At 71.5% G+C, this 25,539-nt stretch carries 24 protein-coding genes and 1 pseudogene; 18 read left to right on the top strand and 7 right to left on the bottom strand.

Annotated elements, in window-relative coordinates; genetic code table 11:
- Positions 1-4: 4 nt before the first annotated feature.
- Positions 5-2,095: a transketolase gene (gene tkt / locus OHS33_RS08710; protein WP_330329798.1), complete on the bottom strand. Its 2,091-nt coding sequence runs from the start codon at positions 2,093-2,095 to the stop codon at positions 5-7.
- A 285-nt stretch (positions 2,096-2,380) separates the two neighbouring features.
- On the opposite strand from tkt, the gene OHS33_RS08705 reads away from it, so the two are divergent.
- The 3 genes and pseudogenes from OHS33_RS08705 to OHS33_RS08695 all read left to right on the top strand — a co-directional run bounded on the left by OHS33_RS08705 (position 2,381) and on the right by OHS33_RS08695 (position 5,946).
- Positions 2,381-3,322, top strand: a complete 942-nt coding sequence (locus tag OHS33_RS08705; protein ID WP_330329797.1) for a heme o synthase — start codon at positions 2,381-2,383, stop codon at positions 3,320-3,322.
- A 24-nt stretch (positions 3,323-3,346) separates the two neighbouring features.
- Positions 3,347-3,679, top strand: a pseudogene (locus OHS33_RS08700) (hypothetical protein); the annotation flags it as partial.
- A gap of 1,130 nt (positions 3,680-4,809) precedes the next feature.
- Entirely contained in the window at positions 4,810-5,946 is a 1,137-nt protein-coding gene (locus tag OHS33_RS08695) for an amidohydrolase family protein (RefSeq protein WP_330329796.1), read from the top strand.
- A gap of 4 nt (positions 5,947-5,950) precedes the next feature.
- On the opposite strand, the gene OHS33_RS08690 is transcribed toward OHS33_RS08695, so the two are convergent.
- From OHS33_RS08690 to OHS33_RS08675, 4 genes are all read right to left on the bottom strand, one after another.
- The gene (locus tag OHS33_RS08690) at positions 5,951-6,943 is read right to left on the bottom strand and encodes a COX15/CtaA family protein (protein ID WP_330329795.1); all 993 of its coding nucleotides are present in this window, start codon (positions 6,941-6,943) and stop codon (positions 5,951-5,953) included.
- A 4-nt stretch (positions 6,944-6,947) separates the two neighbouring features.
- On the bottom strand, positions 6,948-8,105 hold the full coding sequence (locus tag OHS33_RS08685) for a hypothetical protein (protein WP_330329794.1): 1,158 nt from the start codon (positions 8,103-8,105) through the stop codon (positions 6,948-6,950).
- A gap of 160 nt (positions 8,106-8,265) precedes the next feature.
- Positions 8,266-9,048 (bottom strand): ABC transporter permease, encoded by a 783-nt coding sequence (locus OHS33_RS08680; RefSeq protein WP_330329793.1) that lies wholly within the window; start codon positions 9,046-9,048, stop codon positions 8,266-8,268.
- 88 nt (positions 9,049-9,136) lie between these two features.
- The gene (locus OHS33_RS08675) at positions 9,137-10,063 is read right to left on the bottom strand and encodes an ABC transporter ATP-binding protein (RefSeq protein ID WP_330329792.1); all 927 of its coding nucleotides are present in this window, start codon (positions 10,061-10,063) and stop codon (positions 9,137-9,139) included.
- Positions 10,064-10,184: 121 nt separating this feature from the next.
- Between OHS33_RS08675 and OHS33_RS08670 the strand changes: the two genes are divergently transcribed.
- The 13 genes from OHS33_RS08670 (at position 10,185) to OHS33_RS08610 (ending at position 21,653) form a co-directional block, all read left to right on the top strand.
- Complete coding sequence (locus OHS33_RS08670; RefSeq protein ID WP_330329791.1) at positions 10,185-10,976, top strand: formate/nitrite transporter family protein; 792 nt, start codon at positions 10,185-10,187, stop codon at positions 10,974-10,976.
- A gap of 110 nt (positions 10,977-11,086) precedes the next feature.
- Positions 11,087-11,866: a helix-turn-helix transcriptional regulator gene (locus OHS33_RS08665; RefSeq protein ID WP_330329790.1), complete on the top strand. Its 780-nt coding sequence runs from the start codon at positions 11,087-11,089 to the stop codon at positions 11,864-11,866.
- Positions 11,863-13,278, top strand: coding sequence for a Fe-S cluster assembly protein SufB (gene sufB, locus OHS33_RS08660; RefSeq protein WP_330329789.1), 1,416 nt, complete (start codon positions 11,863-11,865; stop codon positions 13,276-13,278). Before OHS33_RS08665 ends, sufB begins: the two co-directional genes overlap by 4 nt.
- A 71-nt stretch (positions 13,279-13,349) precedes the next feature.
- Positions 13,350-14,561: a Fe-S cluster assembly protein SufD gene (sufD, locus tag OHS33_RS08655; RefSeq protein WP_330329788.1), complete on the top strand. Its 1,212-nt coding sequence runs from the start codon at positions 13,350-13,352 to the stop codon at positions 14,559-14,561.
- A complete protein-coding gene (locus OHS33_RS08650; protein ID WP_330329787.1) occupies positions 14,561-14,878 on the top strand; it encodes a non-heme iron oxygenase ferredoxin subunit in 318 nt (105 codons plus the stop codon). Before sufD ends, OHS33_RS08650 begins: the two co-directional genes overlap by 1 nt.
- Before the next feature lie 7 nt (positions 14,879-14,885).
- On the top strand, positions 14,886-15,653 hold the full coding sequence (sufC, locus tag OHS33_RS08645) for a Fe-S cluster assembly ATPase SufC (RefSeq protein ID WP_330329786.1): 768 nt from the start codon (positions 14,886-14,888) through the stop codon (positions 15,651-15,653).
- Positions 15,650-16,906: a cysteine desulfurase gene (locus tag OHS33_RS08640; protein WP_330329785.1), complete on the top strand. Its 1,257-nt coding sequence runs from the start codon at positions 15,650-15,652 to the stop codon at positions 16,904-16,906. Before sufC ends, OHS33_RS08640 begins: the two co-directional genes overlap by 4 nt.
- A gap of 25 nt (positions 16,907-16,931) precedes the next feature.
- Complete coding sequence (gene sufU, locus OHS33_RS08635; RefSeq protein WP_330329784.1) at positions 16,932-17,393, top strand: Fe-S cluster assembly sulfur transfer protein SufU; 462 nt, start codon at positions 16,932-16,934, stop codon at positions 17,391-17,393.
- Complete coding sequence (locus tag OHS33_RS08630) at positions 17,390-17,734, top strand: metal-sulfur cluster assembly factor (RefSeq protein WP_330329783.1); 345 nt, start codon at positions 17,390-17,392, stop codon at positions 17,732-17,734. The genes sufU and OHS33_RS08630 overlap by 4 nt, the downstream gene beginning before the upstream one ends.
- A 181-nt stretch (positions 17,735-17,915) precedes the next feature.
- The gene (locus tag OHS33_RS08625; protein WP_443065268.1) at positions 17,916-19,331 is read left to right on the top strand and encodes a DUF3616 domain-containing protein; all 1,416 of its coding nucleotides are present in this window, start codon (positions 17,916-17,918) and stop codon (positions 19,329-19,331) included.
- 47 nt (positions 19,332-19,378) lie between these two features.
- A complete protein-coding gene (locus tag OHS33_RS08620; protein WP_443065425.1) occupies positions 19,379-20,707 on the top strand; it encodes a hypothetical protein in 1,329 nt (442 codons plus the stop codon).
- Positions 20,708-20,766: 59 nt separating this feature from the next.
- Complete coding sequence (locus tag OHS33_RS08615; protein WP_330329781.1) at positions 20,767-21,087, top strand: DMT family transporter; 321 nt, start codon at positions 20,767-20,769, stop codon at positions 21,085-21,087.
- A complete protein-coding gene (locus tag OHS33_RS08610) occupies positions 21,087-21,653 on the top strand; it encodes a TetR/AcrR family transcriptional regulator (RefSeq protein ID WP_330329780.1) in 567 nt (188 codons plus the stop codon). Before OHS33_RS08615 ends, OHS33_RS08610 begins: the two co-directional genes overlap by 1 nt.
- 211 nt (positions 21,654-21,864) lie before the next feature.
- Here the strand turns inward: OHS33_RS08610 and OHS33_RS08605 are convergent, their stop codons facing one another.
- Positions 21,865-22,764, bottom strand: coding sequence for a winged helix-turn-helix transcriptional regulator (locus tag OHS33_RS08605; protein WP_330329779.1), 900 nt, complete (start codon positions 22,762-22,764; stop codon positions 21,865-21,867).
- A 122-nt stretch (positions 22,765-22,886) separates the two neighbouring features.
- On the opposite strand from OHS33_RS08605, the gene OHS33_RS08600 reads away from it, so the two are divergent.
- Together OHS33_RS08600 and dapD are read left to right on the top strand one after the other, a co-directional pair.
- Positions 22,887-24,074 (top strand): MFS transporter, encoded by a 1,188-nt coding sequence (locus OHS33_RS08600; protein WP_443065267.1) that lies wholly within the window; start codon positions 22,887-22,889, stop codon positions 24,072-24,074.
- A 43-nt stretch (positions 24,075-24,117) separates the two neighbouring features.
- Complete coding sequence (dapD, locus tag OHS33_RS08595; protein WP_330329777.1) at positions 24,118-25,098, top strand: 2,3,4,5-tetrahydropyridine-2,6-dicarboxylate N-succinyltransferase; 981 nt, start codon at positions 24,118-24,120, stop codon at positions 25,096-25,098.
- Positions 25,099-25,171: 73 nt separating this feature from the next.
- Here dapD and OHS33_RS08590 read toward each other — a convergent pair whose 3' ends face one another.
- Positions 25,172-25,426: a hypothetical protein gene (locus OHS33_RS08590; RefSeq protein WP_330329776.1), complete on the bottom strand. Its 255-nt coding sequence runs from the start codon at positions 25,424-25,426 to the stop codon at positions 25,172-25,174.
- Positions 25,427-25,539: the final 113 nt, after the last annotated feature.

Raw genomic sequence — 25,539 nt, 5'->3', positions numbered from 1 at the left:
GGCGTCAGCGCGCGGCGGCAGCGGCGAGCGAGTCCTTCGCGGCCGCGGTCACGGCCTCCGGGGTGAAGCCGAACTCGCGGAACAGCACCTTCGCGTCGGCCGAGGCACCGAAGTGCTCCAGCGAGACGATCCGGCCCGCGTCGCCCACGTAACGGTGCCAGGTCAGGCCGATGCCCGCCTCGACGGCGACGCGCGCCTTCACCGACGGCGGCAGGACGCTGTCCTTGTACTCCTGGTCCTGCTCCTCGAACCACTCGACGGACGGCATCGAGACCACGCGGGCCGGGACGCCCTCGGCCTGCAGCGCCTCGCGCGCGGCGACGGCGAGCTGGACCTCGGAACCGGTGCCGATGAGGACCACCTGCGCGTCGCCCCCTTCGGCCTCGAAGAGCACGTACCCGCCCTTGGCGGCGTCCTCGTTGCGCTCGTAGGTCGGCACGCCCTGGCGGGTCAGCGCCAGACCGTGCGGCGCGCCCTTGCCGAACACCTTGGTGTGGCGGCGCAGGATCTCGCGCCAGGCGATGGCCGTCTCGTTCGCGTCGGCCGGACGGACCACGTTCAGGCCCGGGATGGCGCGCAGCGAGGCGACGTGCTCGACCGGCTGGTGCGTCGGACCGTCCTCGCCGAGACCGATGGAGTCGTGCGTCCACACGTACGTCACCGGCAGGTGCATCAGCGCGGACAGGCGCACGGCGTTGCGCATGTAGTCGGAGAACACCAGGAAGGTGCCGCCGTAGACGCGCGTGTGGCCGTGCAGGGTGATGCCGTTCATGGCCGCGGCCATGGCGTGCTCACGGATGCCGAAGTGGATGGTGCGGCCGTACGGGTCGGCCTCCGGCAGCGGGTTGCCCACCGGCAGGAACGAGGAGTCCTTGTCGATGGTGGTGTTGTTCGAGCCCGCGAGGTCGGCGGAGCCGCCCCACAGCTCGGGGATGACCGCGCCGAGCGCCGCGAGCACCTTGCCGGAGGCGGCGCGGGTGGCGACGCCCTTGCCGGGCTCGAAGACCGGGATCTGCTCTTCCCAGCCGGCGGGCAGCTCGTTGGCCTGGATCCGGTCGAACTCGGCGGCGCGCTCCGGGTTGGCGGTGCGCCAGGCGGAGAAGTCCTTCTCCCACGCGGCCTTGGCCTCGCGGCCGCGGTCCAGCGCCTTGCGGGTGTGCGTGATGACCGCGTCCGACACCTCGAAGGTCTGCGCCGGGTCGAAGCCGAGGACCGCCTTGGTGGCCGCGATCTCGTCGTCGCCGAGGGCCGAGCCGTGCGAGGCCTCGGTGCCCTGCGCGTGCGGCGCGGGCCAGGCGATGATCGAGCGGGCGGCGATGAAGGACGGGCGCTCCGTCTCGGCCTTGGCGGCCTCCAGGGCGGCGTACAGGGCCTTCGGGTCGAGGTCGCCGTTCGCCTGCTGGGCGACGCGCTGGACGTGCCAGCCGTACGCCTCGTAGCGCGCGATGGTGTCCTCGGAGACGGCCGTCTCCGTGTCGCCCTCGATGGAGATGTGGTTGTCGTCCCACAGCAGGACGAGGTTGCCGAGCTTCTGGTGGCCGGCCAGCGCGGACGCCTCGTGGGAGATGCCCTCCTGGAGGCAGCCGTCGCCCGCGATCGCGTAGATCATGTGGTCGAACGGGGAGGTGCCCGTGGCGGCCTCCGGGTCGAACAGGCCGCGCTCGTAGCGGGCCGACATGGCCATGCCCACGGCGTTCGCCACGCCCTGGCCCAGCGGGCCGGTCGTGGTCTCGACGCCCGCGGTGTGCCCGTACTCGGGGTGACCGGGGGTCTTGGAACCCCAGGTGCGGAACGCCTTGAGGTCGTCCAGCTCCAGGCCGAAACCGCCCAGGTAGAGCTGGGTGTACAGGGTGAGGGACGAGTGCCCCGCGGAGAGCACGAAACGGTCCCGGCCGACCCATTCGGGGTCCGACGGGTCGTGCCGCATCACCTTCTGGAAAAGGGTGTACGCGGCGGGGGCCAGGCTCATGGCCGTACCGGGGTGGCCGTTTCCGACCTTCTGCACCGCGTCGGCGGCGAGAATGCGGGCCGTGTCAACGGCGCGCTGGTCCAGTTCGGTCCACTCGAGCTCTGTGGTCGTCGGCTTGGTGCTCACCGTGGGTCAGGGCTCCTCTCCACATGTCGAATCCCGGTGACGTACCGTGCACCGGCGCGATTCCGAGCCTACCCTCGACAGGGCGTGCAGCTATTCGAGTGCCTCCAGCCCGTCACCACCTTGCCACGTCCGGTTCACCGCCCGGCGCTCGGCGCGATCGGCCCAACACGGGGCGACCCCCGCGCGGGGCGACACAAGGGCAACGTCTACAGTGGCGTGGTACGCGCAAGTCTTTACCGGGCCTTCATGCCCGGAGCTTGCTGGGAGTCTCTGTCAGGGGTGTGCGTGACGGCCGTCGAATCCCGTCCAGCGGGGGTGCTCGGTACCCCTTCCGGTCACCGGCCGTTCGGGGCCCGGGCCATGGCCTTCGTGGCGTTGACGAAGCCGCGGATCATCGAGCTGCTGCTCATCACGACCGTGCCGGTGATGTTCCTCGCCGAGCAGGGCGTGCCGTCTTTGTGGCTGGTCCTCGTGACCTGCTTCGGCGGTTACCTGTCCGCGGGCGGCGCGAACGCGCTGAACATGTACATCGACCGCGACATCGACGCGCTGATGGACCGGACCTCGCAGCGCCCGCTGGTGACCGGCATGGTCAGCCCGCGCGAATGCCTGGTCTTCGGCATCTCGCTCGGGGTGGTCTCCACCCTCTTCTTCGGGCTGCTCGTCAACTGGCTGTCCGCCGCGCTCTCGCTCGGCGCGCTCCTCTTCTACGTCGTGGTCTACACGATGCTGCTGAAGCGGCGCACCTCGCAGAACATCGTGTGGGGCGGGATCGCGGGCTGCATGCCGGTGCTCATCGGCTGGTCGGCGGTCAAGAACGAGGTCTCCTGGGCCGCGGTCATCCTCTTCCTCGTCATCTTCTTCTGGACGCCGCCGCACTACTGGCCGCTGTCGATGAAGGTGAAGGACGACTACGCGCGGGTCGGCGTGCCGATGCTGCCGGTGGTCGCGGGCAACCGGGTCGTGGCGCGGCAGATCGTCCTCTACAGCTGGGTGATGGTGGCGGTCTCGCTGCTGCTGACCCCGCTGGGCTACACGGGGTGGTTCTACACCTCGGTGGCGCTGCTGGCCGGTGGCTGGTGGCTGTGGGAGGCGCACGCGCTGCACGCCCGGGCCAAGTCCGGGGTGACGGGCGCGAAGCTCAAGGAGATGCGGCTGTTCCACTGGTCGATCACCTATGTGTCCTTGTTGTTCGTGGCGGTCGCCGTGGATCCCTTCCTCCGCTGATTACTCGCCGGTAGCATGCCGTCCATGGCAGAAACCGCAGCAGTCACTCCCGACAAGAAGCAGGACCGCACCGCGGCGAAGCTGGCCAAGCAGATCGACGCCTTCGCCAAGTTGCACGGCGGCGCCGAGGGCCAGCTCGCGTACATCGGGCAGGCGGGCACCCGGATCGTGCTCGTCGGCGCCGACGGCGGCTGGGGCGACCTGGTGGCCCCGGCGTACGAGGTCGCGCAGCTCGCGGCGGCGAAGGCGGGCCTGACGCTCCACGAGGCCTTCGACGGCGAGATGGCGGCGAAGGTACGGACCGGCCCGTACGAGTGGACCCGGATGGCGGGCATCCAAGTGGGCGGCCCGGCGAACCCTCCGCTTGCCGCTGTGGCTGTCGCCGAGCCGGAGCCTGAGCCGGTGGCGGCACCGGAGCCGGTGGCTGCCGCCGAGCCCGCACCGAAGCCGGTGGCTGCCGCCAAGCCCGCGGCGAAGCCGGAGGCTGCCGCCCCGGCCCCCGTTGCGGCGAAGCCCGCCGCGGCTGCGCCTGCGGAGGCCGCTGCCTCTGCTGAGGCGAAGCCCGCCGCTGCCGTGGCGAAGGCGGAGGCTGCCGCTCCCGCCGCCGCTGAGGCGAAGCCGGTGGCTGCTGCCGAGCCCGCGGCGAAGCCGGAGGCTGCCGCCCCGGCCTCCGTTGCGGCTAAGCCCGCCGCCGCGGCTGCGCCTGCGGCGCCGGAGGCCGCTGCCGCTGCCTCTGCTGAGGCGAAGCCCGCCGCTGCTGAGGCGAAGCCGGAGGCTGCCGCCCCTTCCGCCGTTGAGGCGAAGCCCGCGGCCGCGGCCCCGAAGCCGGAGGCTGACGCCCCCGCCCCCGTTGCGGCGAAGCCCGCCGCTGCCGTGGCGGAGGTGGAGGCCGTGGCCGCTGCTGAGGCTGAGCCCGCCACCCCGGCTGCTGAGCCCAAGCCGGAGGCTGTCGTGGAGTCCGATGAGGGGACTGGCCCGGCGGCTGGGTAGCCGCGCCACTCCCGGGGGGGGCGTACTCGGGGTCGGGTGGGCGGGCCGTGTCCGTGCCGGTGCCCCGCACGAGTGTCTCCTCGGCTCGCGGGCGCGGGCCGGTCGGACAGTGCGTCCGGTGGTGACCGCTCGTCCTGCGGGGACACTCCTGCGTGTCCCCGTCCCGGCCACGACCCGCCGCGGCGTCAGGGCGGTGGGGTCGGGCCGCGAAGGAGGGTCCCCGCAGGACGAGCGGACAGCACAGCTGCGCTTCTCCGACCCGCCGAGTTCCGCGAGCCGAGGAGACACTCCGTAGGGGGCCGGCGCCACCGCCCTGACACCCCACCGACCCCGGGTGCGGGGGCACCCCTCAAGCCTCGCCGGCGTTTGAGGCGCCCCCGGAGGGCGGGGCGGACTGCTCGGTCAACAGCGCGAGCAACACCTCACACCCCGCTCACCCGTTAGGACATGTGGAAGCGCACCCACACGTTCGCCCACGTCCGCAACGGGATGCCCGGATGATCGAAACGCCGCCCCTGGTGGACCAGTACTGCCACGGAGTGCTCCGTACGGAGCTCGGCCTCGGCACCTTCGAGGCCCGGCTGGGCCGGTCGGTGGGGCCGGCCGCCGCCGGGACCACCTTCTTCGACACGCAGGCCGGATTCGCCGTGCGCCGCTGGTGCCCGCCGCTGCTCGGGCTGGAGCCGCACTGTCCGCCCGCCCACTACCTGGCCCGGCGCCGCGAGCTGGGCGTCGTGGAGTCGGGGCGGCGGCTGCTCCGCGGTGCGGGGACCGGTACCTACCTCGTCGACACCGGCGCGCCGGGGGACCTGACCGGCCCCAAGGAACTCGCGCTGGCCGGGGACGCCGAGGCGTACGAGAGCGTCCGGCTGGAGTTACTGGCCGAGAACGTCGCCGACACTTCCGGCACCGCCGAGGGGTTCCTCGCCAACCTCGCCGAGGCGGTCCAGCACGCGGCCGCCGGAGCCGTGGCCTTCACCGCGGGCGCGGGCGAGGGCACCGGCGCGGGGGCCGGTTACGGCGCGGTGCTGGCGTTCGCGCCCGCGCCCCCCGGCCCCGACGAGGTGCGCGACGCGGCGGCGCGGTGGCTGGCCCGGCGGGCCAAGGGCGGGCCGGTGCGGGACCCCGTACTCGTACGGCACCTGCTGTGGAGCGCCGTCGAGTCGGGGCTGCCGCTCCAGCTGCACACCGGCGCGGGGGACCCGCGGGAGCGGCCGGACCGGGGCGATCCGGCCCTGCTGACGGACTTCGTCCGGGCGACGGCGGGCGTGGGCGGCGACCTGGTCCTGCTGCACGGGTACCCGTACCACCGGCAGGCCGCGCAGCTGGCGGCCGCCTTCCCGCACGTGTACGCCGACCTCGGCCCGGCCCTCGCCCGGACCGGGGCGCGCGCCGACGCGGTGCTGGCGGAACTGCTGGAACTGGCACCGTTCGGCAAGCTGCTGTTCTCCAGCGGCGGCCACGAGCTGCCGGAGCTGCACGTGGTCGCGGCCAGGGTGTTCCGGGAGGCGCTGGGCCGGGTGCTGGGCGGCTGGGTCGCCGACGGGGCCTGGTCCTGGCGGGACGCGGAGCGGGTGGCGGCCCTGCTCGCGGCGGGCAACGCCCGCCGCGTCTACCGGCTGGACGAGCCTTAGCCCGTCAGACCGCAGCCGAGAGCGCCGGGTCCGGCTGGGACGGGATCTCCGCCCGCTCGGCGGGGCGTTCGCGCAGGCTCAGGGCGACCCGCAGGACGGCGATCCACACCAGGCAGGAGCCGAGCATGTGGGCGGCGACCAGGGCCTCCGGCACCTTGGTGAAGAACTGGACGTACCCGATGGCGCCCTGGGCGAGCAGCACGATCAGCAGGTCGCGGGCGCGCGCCCGGGTGTCGTCCGGGGCGTCCACCACCCGCAGCACCAGCCACATCGCGACGGCCAGCGCGCACACGAGCCAGGCCGCGACGGCGTGCACGTGCGCGGTGGTGGACCAGTCGAACGGCATCCGCTTGATGTCGCTGCTGTCCCCCGCGTGCGGACCGGTACCGGTGACCACCGTGCCCGCCGCGATCAGCACCAGCGTCGCCGCGAGCATCGCCCATGACAGCTTGCGCACCGGCGCGGGAACGCGCGGCCGCGGCGCCGTGTCGCCCTCGCGGGTGCGCTGCCAGGTGACGGTGGTGACGGTGATCAGCGAGGTGGCGAGCAGGAAGTGGCCCGCCACGCTGTAGGGGTTGAGGCCCGTCATCACGGTGATGCCGCCGAGTACCGCGTTCCCCATCACGATGGCGAACTGCAGCCATCCGAGCTTCGTCAGCGACCGGCGCCACGGCGCGGCCGAGCGGGCCGCGATGATGCCCCAGCCGACGGCCGCGCACAGGACGTACGTCAGCATGCGGTTGCTGAACTCGATCGCACCGTGGAAGCCCTGGGCCGGCGTCGCGAACAGGCTGTCGTCGGTGCACTTGGGCCAGGTGTCGCAGCCCAGCCCGGAGCCGGTCAGGCGGACCGCGCCGCCGGTGACGACGATGACCACACTCATCAGGACCGCGGTCAGCGCGGCCCGCTGGACGGTGCGCGGTGACGGCGTCCAGCGGCTGGCGATATAAGCGAGGGGGGAGAACACGCCCCCTATCGTAGGCGGCGCCTTGTGCAAACTTTCACGAGGGGGTGCCGTCAGGTGTGTCAGGCGCGTCACTTGGCGACTCGGGCGCGATCACCAGTCGGAACCGGGCCCCCGCCGGGTCGCCTTCCTGCTGCCACCACACCCGGATCCGCCAATGAGCGCCGGGGCCGGGGTAGTCCGGGGACTCGGTGAAGCCGCGGAACAGTTCCTGCGCCACCTCCTCCGCCGTCCGGTTCGTCACTTCTGCGGAGCTGTGCCAGGGATGTCCCTGTACGTTCCACAGGCCGTCAGCACCCCGCACGTCGAACCGCCACACCGCGAGCCAGGGCAGGGCGGCCAGCGTCTCGGCCACCCGGTCCCCGTCCAGCCGCAGCCCCGCCGCGATCCGCTCCGGCGGCACCCCCTGGATCCGGGCGGCCACCACGGCCTGGGGGAGCAGCCGTTCGGGCAGCAGCCCGTCCGCGCGCAGACCCACCAGGGACTCGAAGTCGAGGAAGCGCAGCCGCAGTTCCAGCTGCCGCTCGATGTGCGCCAGGGCGTCCTCGGCCTCCTGGGCCTCCTCCGGGCCCGGGCCCACCTGGAGCAGCCGCCGGAAGTCCCGCTCGGCGTCGACCGCCCACGCCACCGAGTCCTCGGCCAGCCCCAGCTCGGCGAGCCGGTCCCCGAGGAACACCTTGGCCTGCGCCAGGCCCCGCTGGTTGACCGGATCGTGCGGGTCCAGCCCGGCCAGGACGTCCACCGCCGAGCGGGTCACGTCCAGCGCGCGCTCCCCGGCCGCCCGCTCCATCGGGCTCGGACCCTCCTCGGCCGCCGCGCCCAGCGGGTGCCGGGGCAGCCGGTCCCCGTCGCTCAGCGGCCAGGCCAGCCAGACCCCTTGGTTGATCAGGCCGCGGGCGTACCAGCGGGCGTATTCGGGGGCGTGCCCGGCGGCCTGCTGCGCGTGCCGCAGCCCCTCTTCAAGGGCGGACAGCGCCCCGGCCCGGTCCCCGTCCGCGAACCGGCGGGCCGCCAGGTCACCCAGGCGCAGGCCGAGCCGGGCCGCGCACTCGGGGTCGCTGCGGGCGGGCTCCCGCAGTACGGAGATCAGCTCGGCCAGCAGCCGCTCGCGCTCCCCGGGTTCCGCGTGTGCGGCGCCCGACCGGATCCGCGCCCACTGTTCGTCCAGCCGCAGTGCGGCCTCTCGCTGCGCCATGCCCGCCCCCCGGCTTCGTGTCGTGTGGAGGCGTCCATCCTCGCGGGAAGGCCGCGGCAGGGGGAAGGCCTTCTCTCCCGGCGCAATACGGAACCGGTCACTCCCGCGCCGGCCCGCTTACGGTGCCTCCGCGCGGCCGCTCCACTGCTCGGCTGCTCCGCTACTCCCAGCGGAAGAAGCGGGCCGCCGCGCCCAGGCCCAGCGCCGACCAGACCGCCAGCACGGCCGCGTCCCCCCACGGCAGCGCGGACCCCTGCTGGAGCACCGCGCGCAGCCCGTCGGAGAGGGCCGTGATCGGCAGCAGCTCCAGGACCGAGCGCACCGCCTCCGGGAACTTTTCCATCGGCACGATCACCCCGCCGCCGACCAGCAGCAGCAGGAACACCAGGTTGGCGGCCGCCAGCGTCATCTCGGCCTTGAGGGTGCCCGCCATCAGGAGCCCGAGTCCGGAGAAGGCGGCGGTGCCGAGCAGCAGCAGCGCGGCCACGGACAGGGGGTTCCCCTGCGGGGACCAGCCGAGGCCGAGCGCGATCACCGACAGCAGGGCGATCTGGAGCACCTCGGTGACCAGGACCGACAGGGTCTTGGCGGTCAGCAGGGCCCGGCGCGGCAGCGGCGAGGCGCCGAGCCGCTTGAGGACCCCGTAGCGGCGGTCGAAACCGGTGGCGATGGCCTGGCCGGTGAAGGCGGTGGACATCACCGCGAGGGCGAGGACGCCGGGGGCGAGGAAGTCCACCGACTTCGCGGCACCGCCCTCTTTCGCGGGCACGGTGATGATGTCCACCGTCGAGAACAGGACCAGCAGCAGCGCCGGGATGATCACGGTCAGCAGCAGCTGTTCGCCGTTGCGCAGCAGCATCCGGGTCTCCAGCGCGGTCTGCGCGAAGATCATGCGGGACACGGGCGCGGCCCCCGGCCCGGGGGTGAACGTACCGGCGCTCATGCGCGCAGCTCCTTGCCCGTGAGTTCCAGACTGTGTCTTCCCGGGGGACAACCCCCGGACCCCCGGCGAGGGTCTGTGCTGACCGGCGTCATGCGCGCAGCTCCTTGCCCGTGAGTTCCAGGAAGACGTCTTCGAGGGTGTGCCGCTCCACCGTGAGGCTGTCCGGCATGACCCCGTGCTGGGCGCACCAGGAGGCGACCGTGGCCAGCAGCCGCGGGTCGATGTCGCCGGTGAGGCGGTAGACGCCGGAGCTGGTCTCGGCGGCCTGGGTGCCGTCGGGCAGTGCCTTGAGCAGCGAGGCGAGGTCGAGCGCGGGGCGCCCGGTGAAGCGCAGGGTGTTCTCGGCGCCGCCGCGGCACAGCCGCTCGGGGCTGCCGTGGACGATGACCCGGCCCGCGTCGACGATGGCGACCTCGTCGGCGAGCTGCTCGGCCTCGTCCATGTGGTGGGTGGTGAGCACGACGGTGACCCCGTCGGAGCGCAGTTCCCGTACGAGGTCCCAGGTCGCGCGGCGGGCCTGCGGGTCCAGGCCAGCGGTCGGCTCGTCGAGGAAGACCAGCTCGGGGCGGCCGACGACGGCCATGGCGAGGGCCAGGCGCTGCTGCTGGCCGCCGGAGAGGCGGCGGTAGGGGGTGCGGCCGCAGCCGCCCAGCCCGAGCCGCTCCACGAGCATGCCGACGTCGAGCGGGTCGGCGTACAGGGCGGCCATGTGGCGCAGCATCTCGACGGCGCGGGCGCCGGAGTAGACCCCGCCGGACTGGAGCATCACGCCGATCCGCGGGCGCAGTGCCGGGGCGTCGGCGACCGGGTCGAGCCCGAGGACGCGGACGGATCCGGCGTCGGGTCGGTGGTAGCCCTCGCAGATTTCCACAGTGGTCGTCTTGCCCGCGCCGTTGGGACCAAGGACTGCGGTCACCGAGGCCCTCGGGACGGTGAGGTCGAGGCCGTCCACCGCCGTTTTGGGGCCGTACCGCTTCACCAGTCCGCGGATCTCCACGGCGGGGTCGTTGCTCATGCCGGTGAGTCTACGGAGGGGCGCAGGGGGTCCTAGGTCCCGGGTCCCGAAGGTCACGGGTCCGCCCTTTCGTGACTTTTTCATACCGAATGGAGCATGGGGGAGGGCCTAACTTCGAAAGGTGAACAGCATCGCGCAGAACGTTGAAGCCACCTCGGGGCAGGCCGAGCACAAGGCGCACGATCTCGGGCATCCGACGCGCTATTTCGTCTCGGCGATGCTTGCCGGCGCTTACATCGGGATCGGGGAGATCCTGCTGCTGGTCGCCGTTTCCCCGTTCGTGGCCAAGGGCTCGGCGGCGGTGAAACTGCTGGAGGGCGGGGTTTTCCCGATCGCCCTGACCATCGTGATGTTCGCCGGTGCCCAGCTCTTCACCAGCAATGTGATGGTCATGCTGGTCGGCGCGCTGTCGGGCCGGACCGGGATGAGGGACCTGCTCTCGTCCTGGGGGCTCTCGCTGAGCGGGAATCTGGTGGGAGCCTTCGGTTTCGGCGCCATGGTGCACGCCTCGGGCGTGACCTCCTCGCCGTCCGCGCGGACCATGCTGGCGGAGATGGTGCACGGGAAGACGGCGCTCGGCGGCGGTCAGCTGTTCTGGCGCGCGGTGCTCTGCAACATGCTGGTGTGCCTGGCGATCTGGATGTTCACCCGGGCGCGCGGGGACGCGGCCAAGATTTTCGTCCTGTGGCTGCCCGTGGCGGTGTTCGTGGCGGTCGGATTCGAACACTGTGTAGCAAACATGGCCGTTTTCAGTCTGGCGATCCTGGACGGTCAGGCCGGATTCGGTGACCTTTTTCGGAACCTGATGTTCACCGTGCCCGGAAACATCGTGGGCGGAGGTCTGCTGGTGGGGGCCGTGTACTGGTTCACGGGCGGCGCACGGCGCGAGCGCGGAGTAATCGCTTCCGGTTGACCGGCGTCACGCTGCGTCGACAAATAAGGTAACCCTTAGTGATGGAGGCCACCAGGGGTGGCCTCCATCACGGCTTGTCGGGCCCCGGGTAATTACGCAACAATGGCGTTGTGAAATACGGCGAACGGCTGACCGAGGCTCCCCACGGGGAACTCGCGACCGGAGAGCGGTCCACCCGCAACCGGGTCGCGCGGTCGATCCTGGACCACGGTCCGTCGACCGTCGCCGACCTGGCCCAGCGGCTCGGCCTCACCCAGGCCGCCGTCCGGCGCCACCTGGACGCCCTCGTCGCCGACGACGTGGTCGCCTCCCGGGAACAGCGGGTGTACGGCGCCCGGACCCGGGGCAGGCCCGCCAAGGTCTTCGCGCTCACCGACTGCGGCCGGGACGCCTTCGACCAGTCCTACGACGCCCTCGCCACCGAGGCCCTGCGCTGGATCGCGCAGTCCGCGGGCGGCGGGGAGCAGGGCGAGGCGGCGGTGGCCGCCTTCGCCAGGGCGAGGCTGGACGCGCAAGCGGTGGCCTACCGGGCAGCGGTCGAAGCGGCGGATCCCGCGGACCGCACCGAGGCCCTTGCCAGGGCGTTGACCGTGGACGGGTACGCTGCTACGGCGAAGAGCGCCCCGGGGCCGCACAGTGGAGAGCAGCTCTGCCAGCACCACTGCCCGGTCGCCCACGTGGCCGAGCAGTTCCCACAGCTGTGCGAGGCGGAGACCGAGGTCTTCTCCCGCCTGCTCGGGACGCACGTGCAACGGCTCGCCACCATCGCGCACGGCGACGGGGTGTGCACGACCTTCATTCCAGGAAGCGCCGGGCCCGCCGCGCACGCCCCACAGACCGACACATCAGCATCAGCTTCTGTACGCACCGCCGGGAGGAACCCCGCATGACCACGGAGATTGCTCACCCTGAGCTGGATGGCCTGGGCACCTACGAATACGGCTGGGCCGACTCCGACGCGGCCGGCGAGGCTGCCAAGCGAGGCCTGTCCGAAGAGGTCGTCCGCGACATCTCGGGGAAGAAGTCCGAGCCCGAGTGGATGCTGAAGCTCCGCCTCAAGGGCCTGAAGCTCTTCGACAAGAAGCCCATGCCGAACTGGGGCTCCGACCTCTCCGGCATCGACTTCCAGAACATCAAGTACTTCGTGCGTTCGACCGAGAAGCAGGCCGCTTCCTGGGAGGACCTGCCCGAGGACATCAAGAACACGTACGACAAGCTCGGCATCCCGGAGGCGGAGAAGCAGCGCCTCGTCGCCGGTGTCGCGGCCCAGTACGAGTCCGAGGTCGTCTACCACCAGATCCGTGAGGACCTGGAGGAGCAGGGCGTGATCTTCCTCGACACGGACACCGCGCTCAAGGAGCACCCGGAGCTCTTCCAGGAGTACTTCGGCACGGTCATCCCGGTCGGCGACAACAAGTTCGCCTCGCTGAACACCGCCGTGTGGTCGGGCGGCTCGTTCATCTACGTCCCCAAGGGCGTCAAGGTCGACATCCCGCTCCAGGCCTACTTCCGCATCAACACGGAGAACATGGGCCAGTTCGAGCGGACGCTGATCATCGTCGACGAGGACGCCTACGTCCACTACGTCGAGGGCTGCACCGCGCCGATCTACTCCTCGGACTCGCTGCACAGCGCCGTCGTCGAGATCATCGTGAAGAAGGGCGGCCGCTGCCGCTACACGACGATCCAGAACTGGTCGAACAACGTCTACAACCTGGTCACCAAGCGCGCCGTGGCGTACGAGGGCGCGACCATGGAGTGGATCGACGGCAACATCGGTTCCAAGGTCACCATGAAGTACCCGGCCGTCTACCTGATGGGCGAGCACGCCAAGGGCGAGACCCTCTCCATCGCCTTCGCGGGCGAGGGCCAGCACCAGGACGCCGGCTCCAAGATGGTCCACATGGCGCCGAACACCTCCTCGAACATCGTCTCCAAGTCGGTGGCGCGGGGCGGTGGCCGCACCTCGTACCGCGGTCTGGTCGAGATCGGCGAGGGCGCGCACGGCTCCAAGTCCAACGTGCTGTGTGACGCGCTCCTCGTCGACACGATCTCCCGCTCGGACACGTACCCGTACGTGGACGTCCGCGAGGACGACGTGTCCATGGGCCACGAGGCCACCGTCTCCAAGGTCTCCGACGACCAGCTCTTCTACCTGATGAGCCGCGGTCTGACGGAGTTCGAGGCGATGGCCATGATCGTGCGCGGCTTCGTCGAGCCGATCGCGCGCGAGCTGCCCATGGAGTACGCGCTGGAGCTGAACCGGCTGATCGAGCTGCAGATGGAGGGTTCGGTCGGCTAATCCGGCCGCCGCCCACCCCGCAGCGCAGATCCCTTTGACGCACGACGCAGGAAGAGAGCAAGACGACAGCCATGGCAGAGGCTCAGAACGCTCCCCAGGACCAGACGGTCCAGGGAGGTACCCCCGCGGCGGGTTCGACCACCGCCGGCGCGATCGCGGTGGCCGCCGAATCCACCGTCGCCACCCGGATGAGCGCGCCCCCGTCCTTCGACGTGGCGGACTTCCCCGTGCCCCACGGCCGTGAGGAGGAGTGGCGCTTCACCCCGCTGGCCCGCCTGCGCGGTCTCCACGACGGCACCGCGGTCGCCAACGGCACCATGAAGGCGCAGATCGATGCGCCCGAAGGCGTCACCATCGAGTCGGTGGACCGCGACGACGCCCGCGTCGGCAAGGCCGGTACGCCGGTCGACCGCGTCGCGGCCCAGGCGTTCTCGTCGTTCGCCAAGGCCACGGTCGTCACCGTGCCCAAGGAGGCGGTGCTCACCGAGCCGGTGCGCGTCTCCCTCCACGGCGAGGGCGGCACCACCTTCGGTCACACCGTCTTCGACGTGCAGGCCTTCGCCGAGGCGATCATCGTCATCGACCACACCGGTGACGGCGTGCGCGCCGCCAACGTCGACTTCCTGGTCGGCGACGGCGCCAAGCTCACCGTGGTCTCGGTCCAGGACTGGGACGACACCGCCGTCCACTGCTCCCAGCACAACGCGCTGGTCGGCCGTGACGCCACCTTCAAGTCGATCGTGATCACCTTCGGCGGCGACCTCGTCCGGCTGCACCCGCGCGTGAACTACGCCGGTCCCGGCGGCGAGGCCGAGCTGCTCGGCCTGTACTTCACCGACCAGGGCCAGCACCAGGAGCACCGCCTCCTGGTCGACCACGGTGCCCCGCACTGCAAGTCCCACGTGGTCTACAAGGGCGCGCTGCAGGGCCAGGACGCGCACGCGGTCTGGATCGGCGACGTCCTGATCGAGAAGACCGCCGAGGGCACCGACACCTACGAGATGAACCGCAACCTCGTCCTCACGGACGGCGCGCGGGTCGACTCGGTGCCGAACCTGGAGATCGAGACCGGCGAGATCGTCGGCGCCGGCCACGCCTCCGCGACCGGCCGCTTCGACGACGAGCAGCTCTTCTACCTGCAGTCCCGCGGCATCCCGGCCGACGAAGCCCGCCGCCTGGTCGTGCGCGGCTTCTTCGCCGAGCTGGTCCAGCAGATCGGTGTCGACGACATCGAGGAGCGCCTGCTGGCGAAGATCGACGCCGAGCTGCAGGCGTCCGTCTGATGACGTACGTCAAGGCCTGTGCGCTGAGCGAGCTGGAGAAGGACACCCCCAAGCGGGTGGAACTCGACGGCACGCCGGTGTCCGTCGTCCTCACCGAGGGGGAGGTGTTCGCGATCAACGACATCTGCTCGCACGCGAACGTCTCCCTCTCGGAGGGCGAGGTCGACGACTGCATGATCGAATGCTGGCTGCACGGCTCGGCGTTCGATCTGCGGACCGGCAAGCCGTCCGGCCTTCCGGCGACGCGTCCCGTCCCCGTATACCCCGTAAAGATCGAAGGGGACGACGTGCTCGTCTCCCTCACCCAGGAGTCCTGAGGTATCCATGGCAACGCTTGAAATCCACGACCTGCACGTCTCCGTCGAGGCCGAAAACGGCGCCCGCGAGATCCTCAAGGGCGTCGACCTCACCGTCAAGCAGGGTGAGACGCACGCCATCATGGGTCCGAACGGCTCCGGCAAGTCCACCCTCGCGTACTCGCTCGCCGGTCACCCGAAGTACACCATCACCGGTGGCACCGTGACCCTCGACGGCGAAGACGTCCTGGAGATGTCCGTCGACGAGCGTGCCCGCGCGGGCGTCTTCCTCGCCATGCAGTACCCGGTCGAGGTCCCCGGCGTCTCGGTCTCCAACTTCCTGCGTACGTCGGCCACGGCGATCCGCGGCGAGGCCCCCAAGCTGCGCACCTGGGTGAAGGAGGTCAAGTCCGCGATGGAGCAGCTCCAGATGGACCCGGCCTTCGCCGAGCGCAACGTCAACGAGGGCTTCTCCGGCGGTGAGAAGAAGCGCCACGAGATCCTCCAGCTGGAGCTCCTCAAGCCGAAGATCGCGATCCTCGACGAGACCGACTCCGGCCTCGACGTCGACGCGCTGCGCCAGGTCTCCGAGGGCGTCAACCGCGTCCGCGAGACCGGCGAGGTCGGCACCCTGCTGATCACGCACTACACGCGGATCCTCCGTTACATCAAGCCCGACTTCGTCCACGTCTTCTCCGAGGGCCGCATCGTCGAGTCCGGCGGCGCCGAACTCGCCGACAAGCTGGAGGCCGAAGGCTACGAGGCGTACAGCACGAAGGGTGGCGCTACCGCGTGACACAGCTGCCTGGCCTCCTCGACATCGAGGCGATCCGCAAGGACTTCCCCCTGCTGGATCGTGTGGTCCACGACGGGAAGAAGATCGTTTATCTGGACAACGCGGCGACTTCGCAGAAGCCGCGCCAGGTGCTCGACGCGCTGAACGAGTACTACGAGCAGCACAACGCCAACGTCCACCGCGGCGTGCACGTGCTCGCCGAGGAGGCCACGGCGCTGTACGAGGGCGCCCGCGACAAGGTCGCCGCCTTCATCAACGCGCCGAGCCGCGACGAGGTGATCTTCACCAAGAACGCCTCGGAGTCGCTCAACCTGGTCGCGAACATGCTCGGCTGGGCGGACGAGCCCTACCGGGTCGACCGCGAGACCGAGATCGCCATCACGGAGATGGAGCACCACTCCAACATCGTGCCGTGGCAGCTGCTCTCGCAGCGCACCGGCGCGAAGCTGAAGTGGTTCGGCCTCACCGACGACGGCCGCCTCGACCTGTCCAACATCGAAGAGGTCATCACGGAGAAGACGAAGATCGTCTCCTTCACGCTGGTCTCCAACATCATGGGCACGGTCAACCCGGTCGAGCAGATCGTCCGGCGCGCGCAGGAGGTCGGCGCCCTGGTGCTGATCGACGCCTCGCAGGCCGCTCCGCACATGCCGCTCGACGTACAGGCGCTCGGCGCCGACTTCGTGGCCTTCACCGGCCACAAGATGTGCGGCCCGACCGGCATCGGCGTCCTGTGGGGACGCCAGGAGCTGCTGGAGGACCTGCCGCCGTTCCTCGGTGGCGGCGAGATGATCGAGACCGTGTCGATGCACGCCTCGACCTACGCCCCCGCACCGCACAAGTTCGAGGCGGGTACGCCCCCGATCGCCCAGGCCGTCGGCCTCGGCGCGGCCGTGGACTACCTGACCGCGATCGGCATGGACAAGATCGCCGCGCACGAGCACGCGATCACCGAGTACGCGGTCAAGCGCCTGCTCGAAGTCCCCGACCTGCGGATCATCGGCCCCACCACGGCCGAGGACCGCGGCGCGGCCATCTCCTTCGTGCTCGGCGACATCCACCCGCACGACGTCGGCCAGGTCCTGGACGAGCAGGGCATCGCGGTCCGCGTGGGACACCACTGCGCGCGCCCCGTCTGCCTGCGCTACGGAATTCCCGCGACCACGCGAGCGTCGTTCTACCTGTACTCCTCTCCTGCCGAGGTCGACGCACTGATCGACGGGCTGGAGCACGTACGGAACTTCTTCGGCTGACGAGGACGAGGACGACGAGGACGCTGTGAAGCTGGATTCGATGTACCAGGAACTGATCCTGGACCACTACAAGCACCCGCACGGGCGTGGCCTGCGCGACGGCGACGCCGAGGTGCACCACGTCAACCCGACGTGCGGTGACGAGATCACGCTGCGCGTGAAGTACGACGGCGAGACGCTGACCGACGTCTCCTACGAGGGCCAGGGCTGCTCCATCAGCCAGGCCAGCGCGTCCGTACTGAACGAGCTGCTGGTCGGCAAGGACCTCGCCGACGCGCGCCGGATCCAGGAGACCTTCCTGGAGCTGATGCAGTCGAAGGGCAAGATCGAGCCCGACGAGGCCATGGAAGAGGTACTGGAGGACGCGGTCGCGTTCGCCGGTGTCGCCAAGTTTCCCGCGCGGGTCAAGTGTGCTCTGCTGAGCTGGATGGCGTGGAAGGACGCGACCGCCCAGGTGCTGGGCGACGCGGAGAGGAAGACGGCATGACCGAGAACGCGACGCCCGAGGCGTCGATCACGCCGGCCAGTGAGGAAGAGGTCCGCGAGGCCCTCTACGACGTGGTCGACCCCGAGCTGGGCATCGACGTCGTCAACCTGGGGCTGATCTACGGCATCCACGTCGACGACGCGAACATCGCCACCCTCGACATGACGCTGACGTCCGCGGCCTGCCCGCTGACCGACGTGATCGAGGACCAGGCGAAGTCGGCGACGGAGGGCATCGTCAACGAGCTGCGCATCAACTGGGTGTGGATGCCGCCGTGGGGCCCGGACAAGATCACCGACGACGGCCGCGAGCAGCTGCGCGCGCTCGGCTTCAACGTCTGACCGGTCTGATCGCAGATTTTTGACACGGGACCCCCCGCACGCGAGTGCGGGGGGTCCCGTGCTTTCCGGGGGCCGCTGTTCTCCCGGCGGACGGGCCGCGTGCACCGGGAGTTGGCCACGGTGGCCGAATCTTCTCGACGGCCGTCATGTCCTGGCGGCGCAGCAGTCGAGAGGACCCCCCGTGAACCTTCGTCCCGCACCGGCACGCCGCCTGGGCGCCGTGGGAGCCGCCGGGGCCGCGGCCCTGCTCGTCGCCGGGCTCACCGCGCCCGCCTTCGCGGCGGAGGCGCCCGCGCCGACCATCGCGCTCTCCGCCGGGTACCTGTCGGGCGCCGTCGGCGCGGTCGGAGACCCGGGGGTCGGCGTGGACGTCACGCAGGCCGGGGCGCCCGGAGCACAGCTCAAGGTCAGCGTCATCGCCTCCAGCAATCCGGCGGTCGCCGCGCCCGGCGACGTACGCATCGACCGCACCCGGGGCGGGCGCGAGCTGACCGTGCGCCCGCGCGGGCGGGGCTACACCGAGCTGACGGTCCAGGTCACCGGGCGCGGCGGGAAGACGGCCACCGCCACCCTCGGCTACGCCGCCTCGGCGCGGGTGAGCGGCGGCGCGGCGGGCACGCGCTACCTCACCGGCTCCTCGGACGCCTCGGCGGCCGTGGACGCGGGCGGCGGGTACGCGCTGGTGGCCGACGACGAGACCAACGTGCTGCGGCTGTACGACCGTTCCCGGTCCGGCGCGCCGGTCAAGACCTGGGACCTCGGCGCCGCGCTCGGCGTGAAGAAGGAAGTCGACATCGAGGCCGCCGCCCGGGTCGGCGACACCGTCTACTGGACGGGTTCGCTCGGCAACAACAAGGACGGCAAGTACAAGGCGGACCGCAACACGCTCTTCACCACGAAGATCACCGGCAGCGGCGCCGCCACCGAGGTCACCTTCACCGCCGCGTACAAGGGTCTGCGCGAGGACCTGATCGCCTGGGACACGGCGAACGGGAACCGCTACGGCTTCGCCGCGGGCACCGCCGCCGGGCAGGTCCCCAAGCGGATCGACGGGTTCAACGTGGAGGGCCTGGAGTTCGCGCCCGGCTCCACCACCACCGCCTACCTGGGCTTCCGCGCGCCGCTGGCGCCCGCCGTCCCCGGCGGCAAGGCCCTGATCGTGCCCGTCACGAACATCGACCAGGTGGTGGCGAAGGGGGCGAAGGCCGTCTTCGGGCCGGCCATCGAGCTGGACCTGGGCGGGCTCGCCATCCGTGACATCCGCAAGAACGCGGCGGACCAGTACCTGATCCTGGCGGGCTCCTGGGCCGCCGACGACAACACCGACCCCTACGCCCTCTACTCCTGGGACGGGGTCCCCGGCCACGCGCCGAAGAAGCGGCTCGACCTGCCCACCACCGACCCCGGTGGCTGGGAAGCGGTGGTCGCCGTGCCCGACCTGCGGGCGCCCGGCGCCCGCGTCCAGCTGATCACCGACAGCGGCTCCGCCGACCTGTACGGCGACGGCACCGAGGCCAAGGACCTCGGCCACCCGGAGTGGAAGAAGTCCCGGTCCGCATGGTTCACGCTCAATTCCGTCCGTGGGGGAACTCGATGAAGAAGCAGACGCAGAAGCGGCTGGGTACCGCGGGGATCGCCGCGCTGATGCTGGCCGGCCTGATGAACATGCCCGCGCAGGCGGCGACGTACGGCACGCCGACCATCGCGCTGTCCGCCGGATACCTCTCCGGCGCCGTCGGCGGGGTCGGCGACCCGCTGGTCAACGTCACCGTCGCGCAGAGCGGCGCCGACGTCTCGGCGCTCACCGTCAGCGCGTCCGCATCGAGCACGTCCTCGGTGGCCGGGACCGGCGACGTGACCGTCACCGGGGCCGGAGCGGTCCGGCAGCTCGCCGTCACCGCGCGCGGCCGCGGCTACACCAACCTCACCGTCAAGGTGACCGGTCTGGGCGGCAAGAGCGCCACCAAGACCCTGTCCTACGCGGCCTCGGCGGCCGTGCAGAACCCGGCCGACGCCCGCTATCTGACCGGATCCTCGGACGCCTCGGCCGCCGTGGACGTCGGCGGCGGCTACACCGTCGTCGCCGACGACGAGTCCAACGTGCTGCGGATGTACGACCGTTCCGCGTCCGGGGCGCCCGTCAGGACCTGGGACTTCAGCGCGCAGCTCGGGGTCACCAAGGAGGTGGACATCGAGGGCGCCACGCGCATCGGCGACACCATCTACTGGACCGGTTCGCTCGGCAACAACAAGGACGGCGAGTACAAGGCCCCCCGGAACACGGTGTTCACCACGACCGTGAGCGGGTCCGGCTCCACCACGCAGCTCGCCTACGGGCGTTCGTACGCGAAGCTCCGCGACGACCTGGTCGCCTGGGACACGGCGAACGGCAACCGCTACGGCTTCGCCGCGGGCACCGCCGCGGGTCAGGCGCCCAAGCAGATCGACGGGTTCAACGTGGAGGGCCTGGAGTTCGCGCCCGGCTCCACCACCACCGCCTACCTGGGCTTCCGCGCGCCGCTGGCGCCCGCCGTCCCCGGCGGCAAGGCCCTGATCGTGCCGGTGACCAACTTCGACAGGGTGCTCGCGAGCGGCGCCAAGGCCGTCTTCGGGCCGGGCATCGAGCTGGACCTGGGCGGGCTCGCGATCCGTGACATCCGCAAGAACGCGGCGGACCAGTACCTGATCCTGGCGGGCTCCTGGGCCGCCGATGACAACACCGACCCCTACGCCCTCTACTCCTGGGACGGGGTTCCCGGGCACGCCCCGGTGAAGCGGACCGACCTGCCGACCAGTGACGCGGGCGGCTGGGAGGCCATCGTCGACGTGCCGGACCTGAACGTGCCCGGGGCGCGGGTGCAGCTGATCACCGACTGCGGTTCGGCGGACCTGTACGGGGACGGGATCGCGGCCAAGGACCTGACGCACCCGGAGTGGAAGAAGTCACGCTCGGGCTGGTTCACGGTCGGCTAGCCGACCCGGCTGGGCATGGATGTGTACGGGGGTACACAACGATGTGTACCCTTGTACGCATGCCGTACGTACTGCTCGCCGCAGCCATCGCCGCCGAGGTGGCCGGGACCACCGCCATGAAGTTCAGCGACGGGTTCACCCGGCTGTGGCCCTCGCTCGGGACCCTGCTCGGCTACGTCATCGCCTTCACCCTGCTCGCGCAGACGCTGAAGACCCTGTCGGTCGGCACGGCGTACGCGATCTGGGCCGGGGTCGGCACCGCCGCCATCGCCGCGATCGGCATGGTCTTCATGGGCGAACCGGCCACCGCCGCGAAGATCGCCGGGATAGCGCTGGTCATCGGTGGTGTGGTCCTGCTGAACGTGGGCGGGGCGCACTGATGGGCCCGGGCGCCGGGGGCGTGCGCCGGTACGACCCCGAGCGGCGGCAGCGGATCATCGACGCGGCGATCCGGATCGTCGGCGACAAGGGGATCGCGGGGCTGACGCACCGCAGCGTGGCCGCCGCCGCGGACGTACCGCTCGGCTCGACGACCTACCACTTCAAGACCCTGGACGAACTCCTGGTCGCGGCCCTGCGCCAGGCCAACGAGGGCTTCGCCCGGGCGCTGGCGCAGAGCCCCGATCTGGCGGACCCGGCGGGCGACCTGGCGGCCGCGCTGGCCCGGGTGCTGGGCGGGACGCTGGCGGCGGACCGGGGGCGGGTGGAGCTGGAGTACGAGCTGTACCTGGCCGCCCTGCGCCGCCCCGCGCTGCGGCCGGTGGCCGCGGAGTGGGGCGAGGCGGTGGCCGCCATCCTCGCGGAACGCACCGATCCGGTGACGGCGCGGGCGCTGGTGGCGGTGCTGGACGGGATCGGCCTCCAGGTGCTGCTGACGGGGGCCGACTACGACGAGGCCTACGCCCGCGAGGTCCTGTCCCGGGTGCTCCGGCCGGCCGCCGGCTGAGGGCGCCTCGGTGTTCCAGCCGCCCGGAGGGCAATTCCAGCGGTGCTCCGGCCCGTCGCCGGCTGAGCGCACCCCGGTGTTCCAGTCGCCCGGAGGGCAATTCCAGCCTGCCCGGCGTTTGAGGGCCCGCCGGAGGCGACATCAGCCCGCGCGGCGTTTGAGCGCGATCGATCCTGGTGCGGTGCGGCCGGTTTGGCTCTCCGGGGGCGCCTCAAACGCCGGCGGGGCTGGGTTGCGCGGAGGCCGCCCGGACGGCCGCGAGCGCGGCCGTGACGCTCGCCTCGATGTCCGTAACCGGATAGATCGTCTCGACGACGGTCCGGTCCCGCGCCACCACCAGGGTGAGCCTCTTGAGCCGGCTCACCCCCGCCGCCCGGAAGGTCGGCAGCCGCAGCGCCGCCACCAGCGAGAGCCCCGCGTCCGAGAGCAGCGGGAAGCGCAGCCCCTCGGCCCGGGCGAACTCCCGCTGCTCGTCCGGGCGCTGGGTCGAGACGCCGTGCACCGTCGCCCCCGCCGCCGTGAACTCGGCCAGCTGGTCGCGGTAGGTGCAGGATTCCAGCGTGCAGCCCTTGGCCCCCGGGATCCCGGCCCAGCCGGGCGGGTAGGACTCGGCGCGGGCGTAGGCGCCGGGGAAGCAGTACAGAACGGTGTACGGGCTGTCCGCGACCGGGTCGCGCAGCGCCCCGGAACCGTCCGGCAGCAGCAGCTCCGGTACCCGCGTGCCCTTGAGTGCGTGCACGCGCGCCGCCTCCCGCGAGGCCTCGTCGGCGGTCGCCGTCATCTCTCCCTCTCCCAGGATCCAGGCGTCCCCCCAGTCCTGGAGGGCCACCAGCACCGGCAGCAGCGCCCGCCCCCGCGGGGTCAGCCGGTATTCGTGCCGCACCGGACGTTCCTGGTACGGCTCGCGCGTGAGCACGCCCGCTTCGACGAGCAGCCGCAGCCGCTCGCTCAGCACCTTGCGTGACATGCCCAGCTCGCGCTGCAACTCCTCGAACCGGTGCAGACCGCGCGCGCTGTCGCGCACGATCAGCAGCGTCCACCAGTCGCCCACGACGTCGAGGGCCTGGGCGATGGCGCAGTCGGCGTCGCCGAGCTGGGTGCGCTGGGCCATGGGCACTCCTTTGTCCGTTGACCCGAGGCTGTCATGCTGACATAGTCCGTTCCCAAAAGGAACTGACTCGGAGTGACTCAGAACGAAAGCCGGGGGCGGACATGCTGCGGGGATTCAAGGACGTGCCACGTGTGGTGTGGCTGCTGGCGGCGGGGGTGTTCGTCAACGCCGTCGTCAGCTTCACCTTCGTCTTCGTCTTCCTGTACCTGACCGGACCGCGCGGCCTCGCGGTCACCGAGGCCGGGCTGGTCACCGGCCTCGGCGGCATCGGCATGGTCGCCGGGAACTTCACCGGCGGCTGGTACGGCGACCGCTTCGGCCACCGCCGGGTGCTGCTGACCGCCTCCGGCCTCGGCGGGCTCGTCCTGATGGCCTTCCCGCTGCTGCCCACGCCGCTGCTGTTCGCCGCCCTGCCGCTGGCCCAGTACGCCGCCGGGGTGATCCGCGCCGCCAACGGGGCGCTGGTCGCCGTGACCGTCCCCGAAGGCTCCCGCCGCCAGGCCTACGCCGTCGTGCGCAGCGCCTCCAACGGCGGCTTCATCATCGGCCCGCCGCTCGGCGCCCTGGTCGCCACCGCCGTCTCGTACGACTGGCTCTTCGTCTGCGACGGCATCGGCACCCTCGGCTTCGCCCTGTGGACCGCCCGGGCCGTCCCGGCCCGCGGCGCCGCACGCTCCGCCGCGGCCCGGGACGGGGGTCCGGGCCGCGGCGGCCTCTGGTCCGAACTGCGCGCGCGGCCCGCCGTACTCCTGCTGCTCGGCGCGATCCTGGCCGTCGACTTCGTCTACCGCCAGCAGTACTCCGCCTTCCCCGTCTTCCTCGCCGACCACGGCCTCGACGCCCGCGTCTTCGGCTTCGCCATCGCCCTGAACGGCGCCGTCGTCATGCTGCTGGAACTCCCCGCCGCCGTCGCCCTGCGCGCCCGCCCGCCGCTGCGCGTCATCGGCGCCGGACTGGTCCTGGTGGGGGCGGGGTACGCGGCCCTGCTCCTCGGGGCCTCAGTGGCGAGCACGGCCGCGATGATGCTGCTGGTGAGCCTCGGCGAGATCCTCTACAAGACCACCGCCACCGCCTACATGGCGGACCAGGCCCCCGAGCACGCCATCGGCCGCTTCCAGAGTCTGTACGCCGGAGTCTCGGTCAGCGGGGTGGTGCTCGCCCCGCCGCTCGGCGGGGCCCTGTACGCCGCCGCGCCCGGCCTGCTCTGGCCGCTGTGCGCCCTGCTCGCGGGCGGCGCCGGGGTGGCCGTCCTGTGCGCGTCCGCGCAGATCAGGGTGGGTCGCGCGGCGCGCGCGGCGACCGGCACATGAGACCGGTTCGCTCCGGCGGGCCGTCGCCGGTTAGGTTTCGGGCATGACTGCTACGCGTACCACCGGCGCCGTCGCCGCCGGACTTGCCACCCTCGCCGCCGACGGCACCGTCCTCGACACCTGGTTCCCCGCCCCCCAGCTGGTCGCCGAGCCCGGCCCGGCCGGCACCGAGCGCCTCACGGCCGAGCAGGCCGTCGAGCTGCTCGGCGCCGCGGCGCCGAAGGCGGTCCGCCAGGACGCGGTCCGCGGCGTCGAGGTCGTAGCGGTCCGCACGGTGATCTCCTCCCTGGACGACAAGCCGCTGGACGCGCACGACGCGTACCTGCGCCTGCACCTGCTCAGCCACCGCCTGGTCCAGCCGCACGGCCAGAACCTCGACGGCCTCTTCGGCCTGCTCGCCAACGTCGCCTGGACCTCGCTGGGCCCGGTCGCCGTCGACCAGGTCGAGACCGTCCGGCTCAACGCGCGCGCCGAGGGCCTGCACCTCCAGGTCACCTCGATCGACAAGTTCCCGCGCATGACCGACTACGTCGCCCCCAAGGGCGTGCGCATCGCCGACGCCGACCGCGTCCGCCTCGGCGCGCACCTCGCCGAGGGCACCACCGTCATGCACGAGGGCTTCGTCAACTTCAACGCGGGCACCCTCGGCACCTCCATGGTCGAGGGCCGGATCTCCGCGGGCGTCGTCGTCGGCGACGGCTCCGACATCGGCGGCGGCGCGTCCACCATGGGCACCCTCTCGGGCGGCGGCAAGCAGCGCATCTCGATCGGTGAGCGCTCCCTGGTCGGCGCCGAGGCGGGCGTCGGCATCGCCCTGGGCGACGAGTGCGTCGTCGAGGCCGGCCTGTACGTGACCGCGGGCACCCGCGTCACCCTCCCGGACGGCCAGATCGTCAAGGCCCTGGAGCTGTCCGGCGCGGACAACATTCTCTTCCGCCGCAACTCGGTCACCGGCGCCGTCGAGGCCCGCCCGAACAACGCGGTCTGGGGCGGCCTGAACGAGATCCTGCACAGCCACAACTGATCTGCACACGCTGTACACGACGAAAAGCCCGTCGGCCGGATCTCCGGCCGACGGGCTTTTCGTCGTTCGTGCGTCAGTGCAGCGGGATCGTGCGCACCAGGCCCGCGAAGGCCTGCTGTTCCGCCTCGGTCAGTTCCACGCGTTCCAGGGGGTGGGCACTGGAGTCGCGCTGGGCCGGGATCACCGAGAGGCCCTCGAAGGAGCCTGGCTCGGGGTGGTGGAAGCGGCTGTCCCACATCATGTGGCCGAGGCCGAGGATCCAGATGAAGGCGGCCACCAGCAGCACGGCGAGGCCGATTTCCTGGGCCAGGGAAATGGAGGGGAACACGCGGTCCTCCCGGGGAGTGCGGGCGGTACAAGATCGGGCGTGTGGATACTCAACACCACAAAACGCGGAATGAGTAGGGGTGTGGCGAGGATCACGCCAGGGCCGAAAGTCCC

The sequence above is a fragment of the Streptomyces sp. NBC_00536 genome (genome assembly GCF_036346295.1).
Classification (GTDB): Bacteria; Actinomycetota; Actinomycetes; order Streptomycetales; family Streptomycetaceae; genus Streptomyces.
Note: the sequence above shows the minus strand (reverse complement) of the source record. Positions and strands in the feature narration are given on the sequence as shown.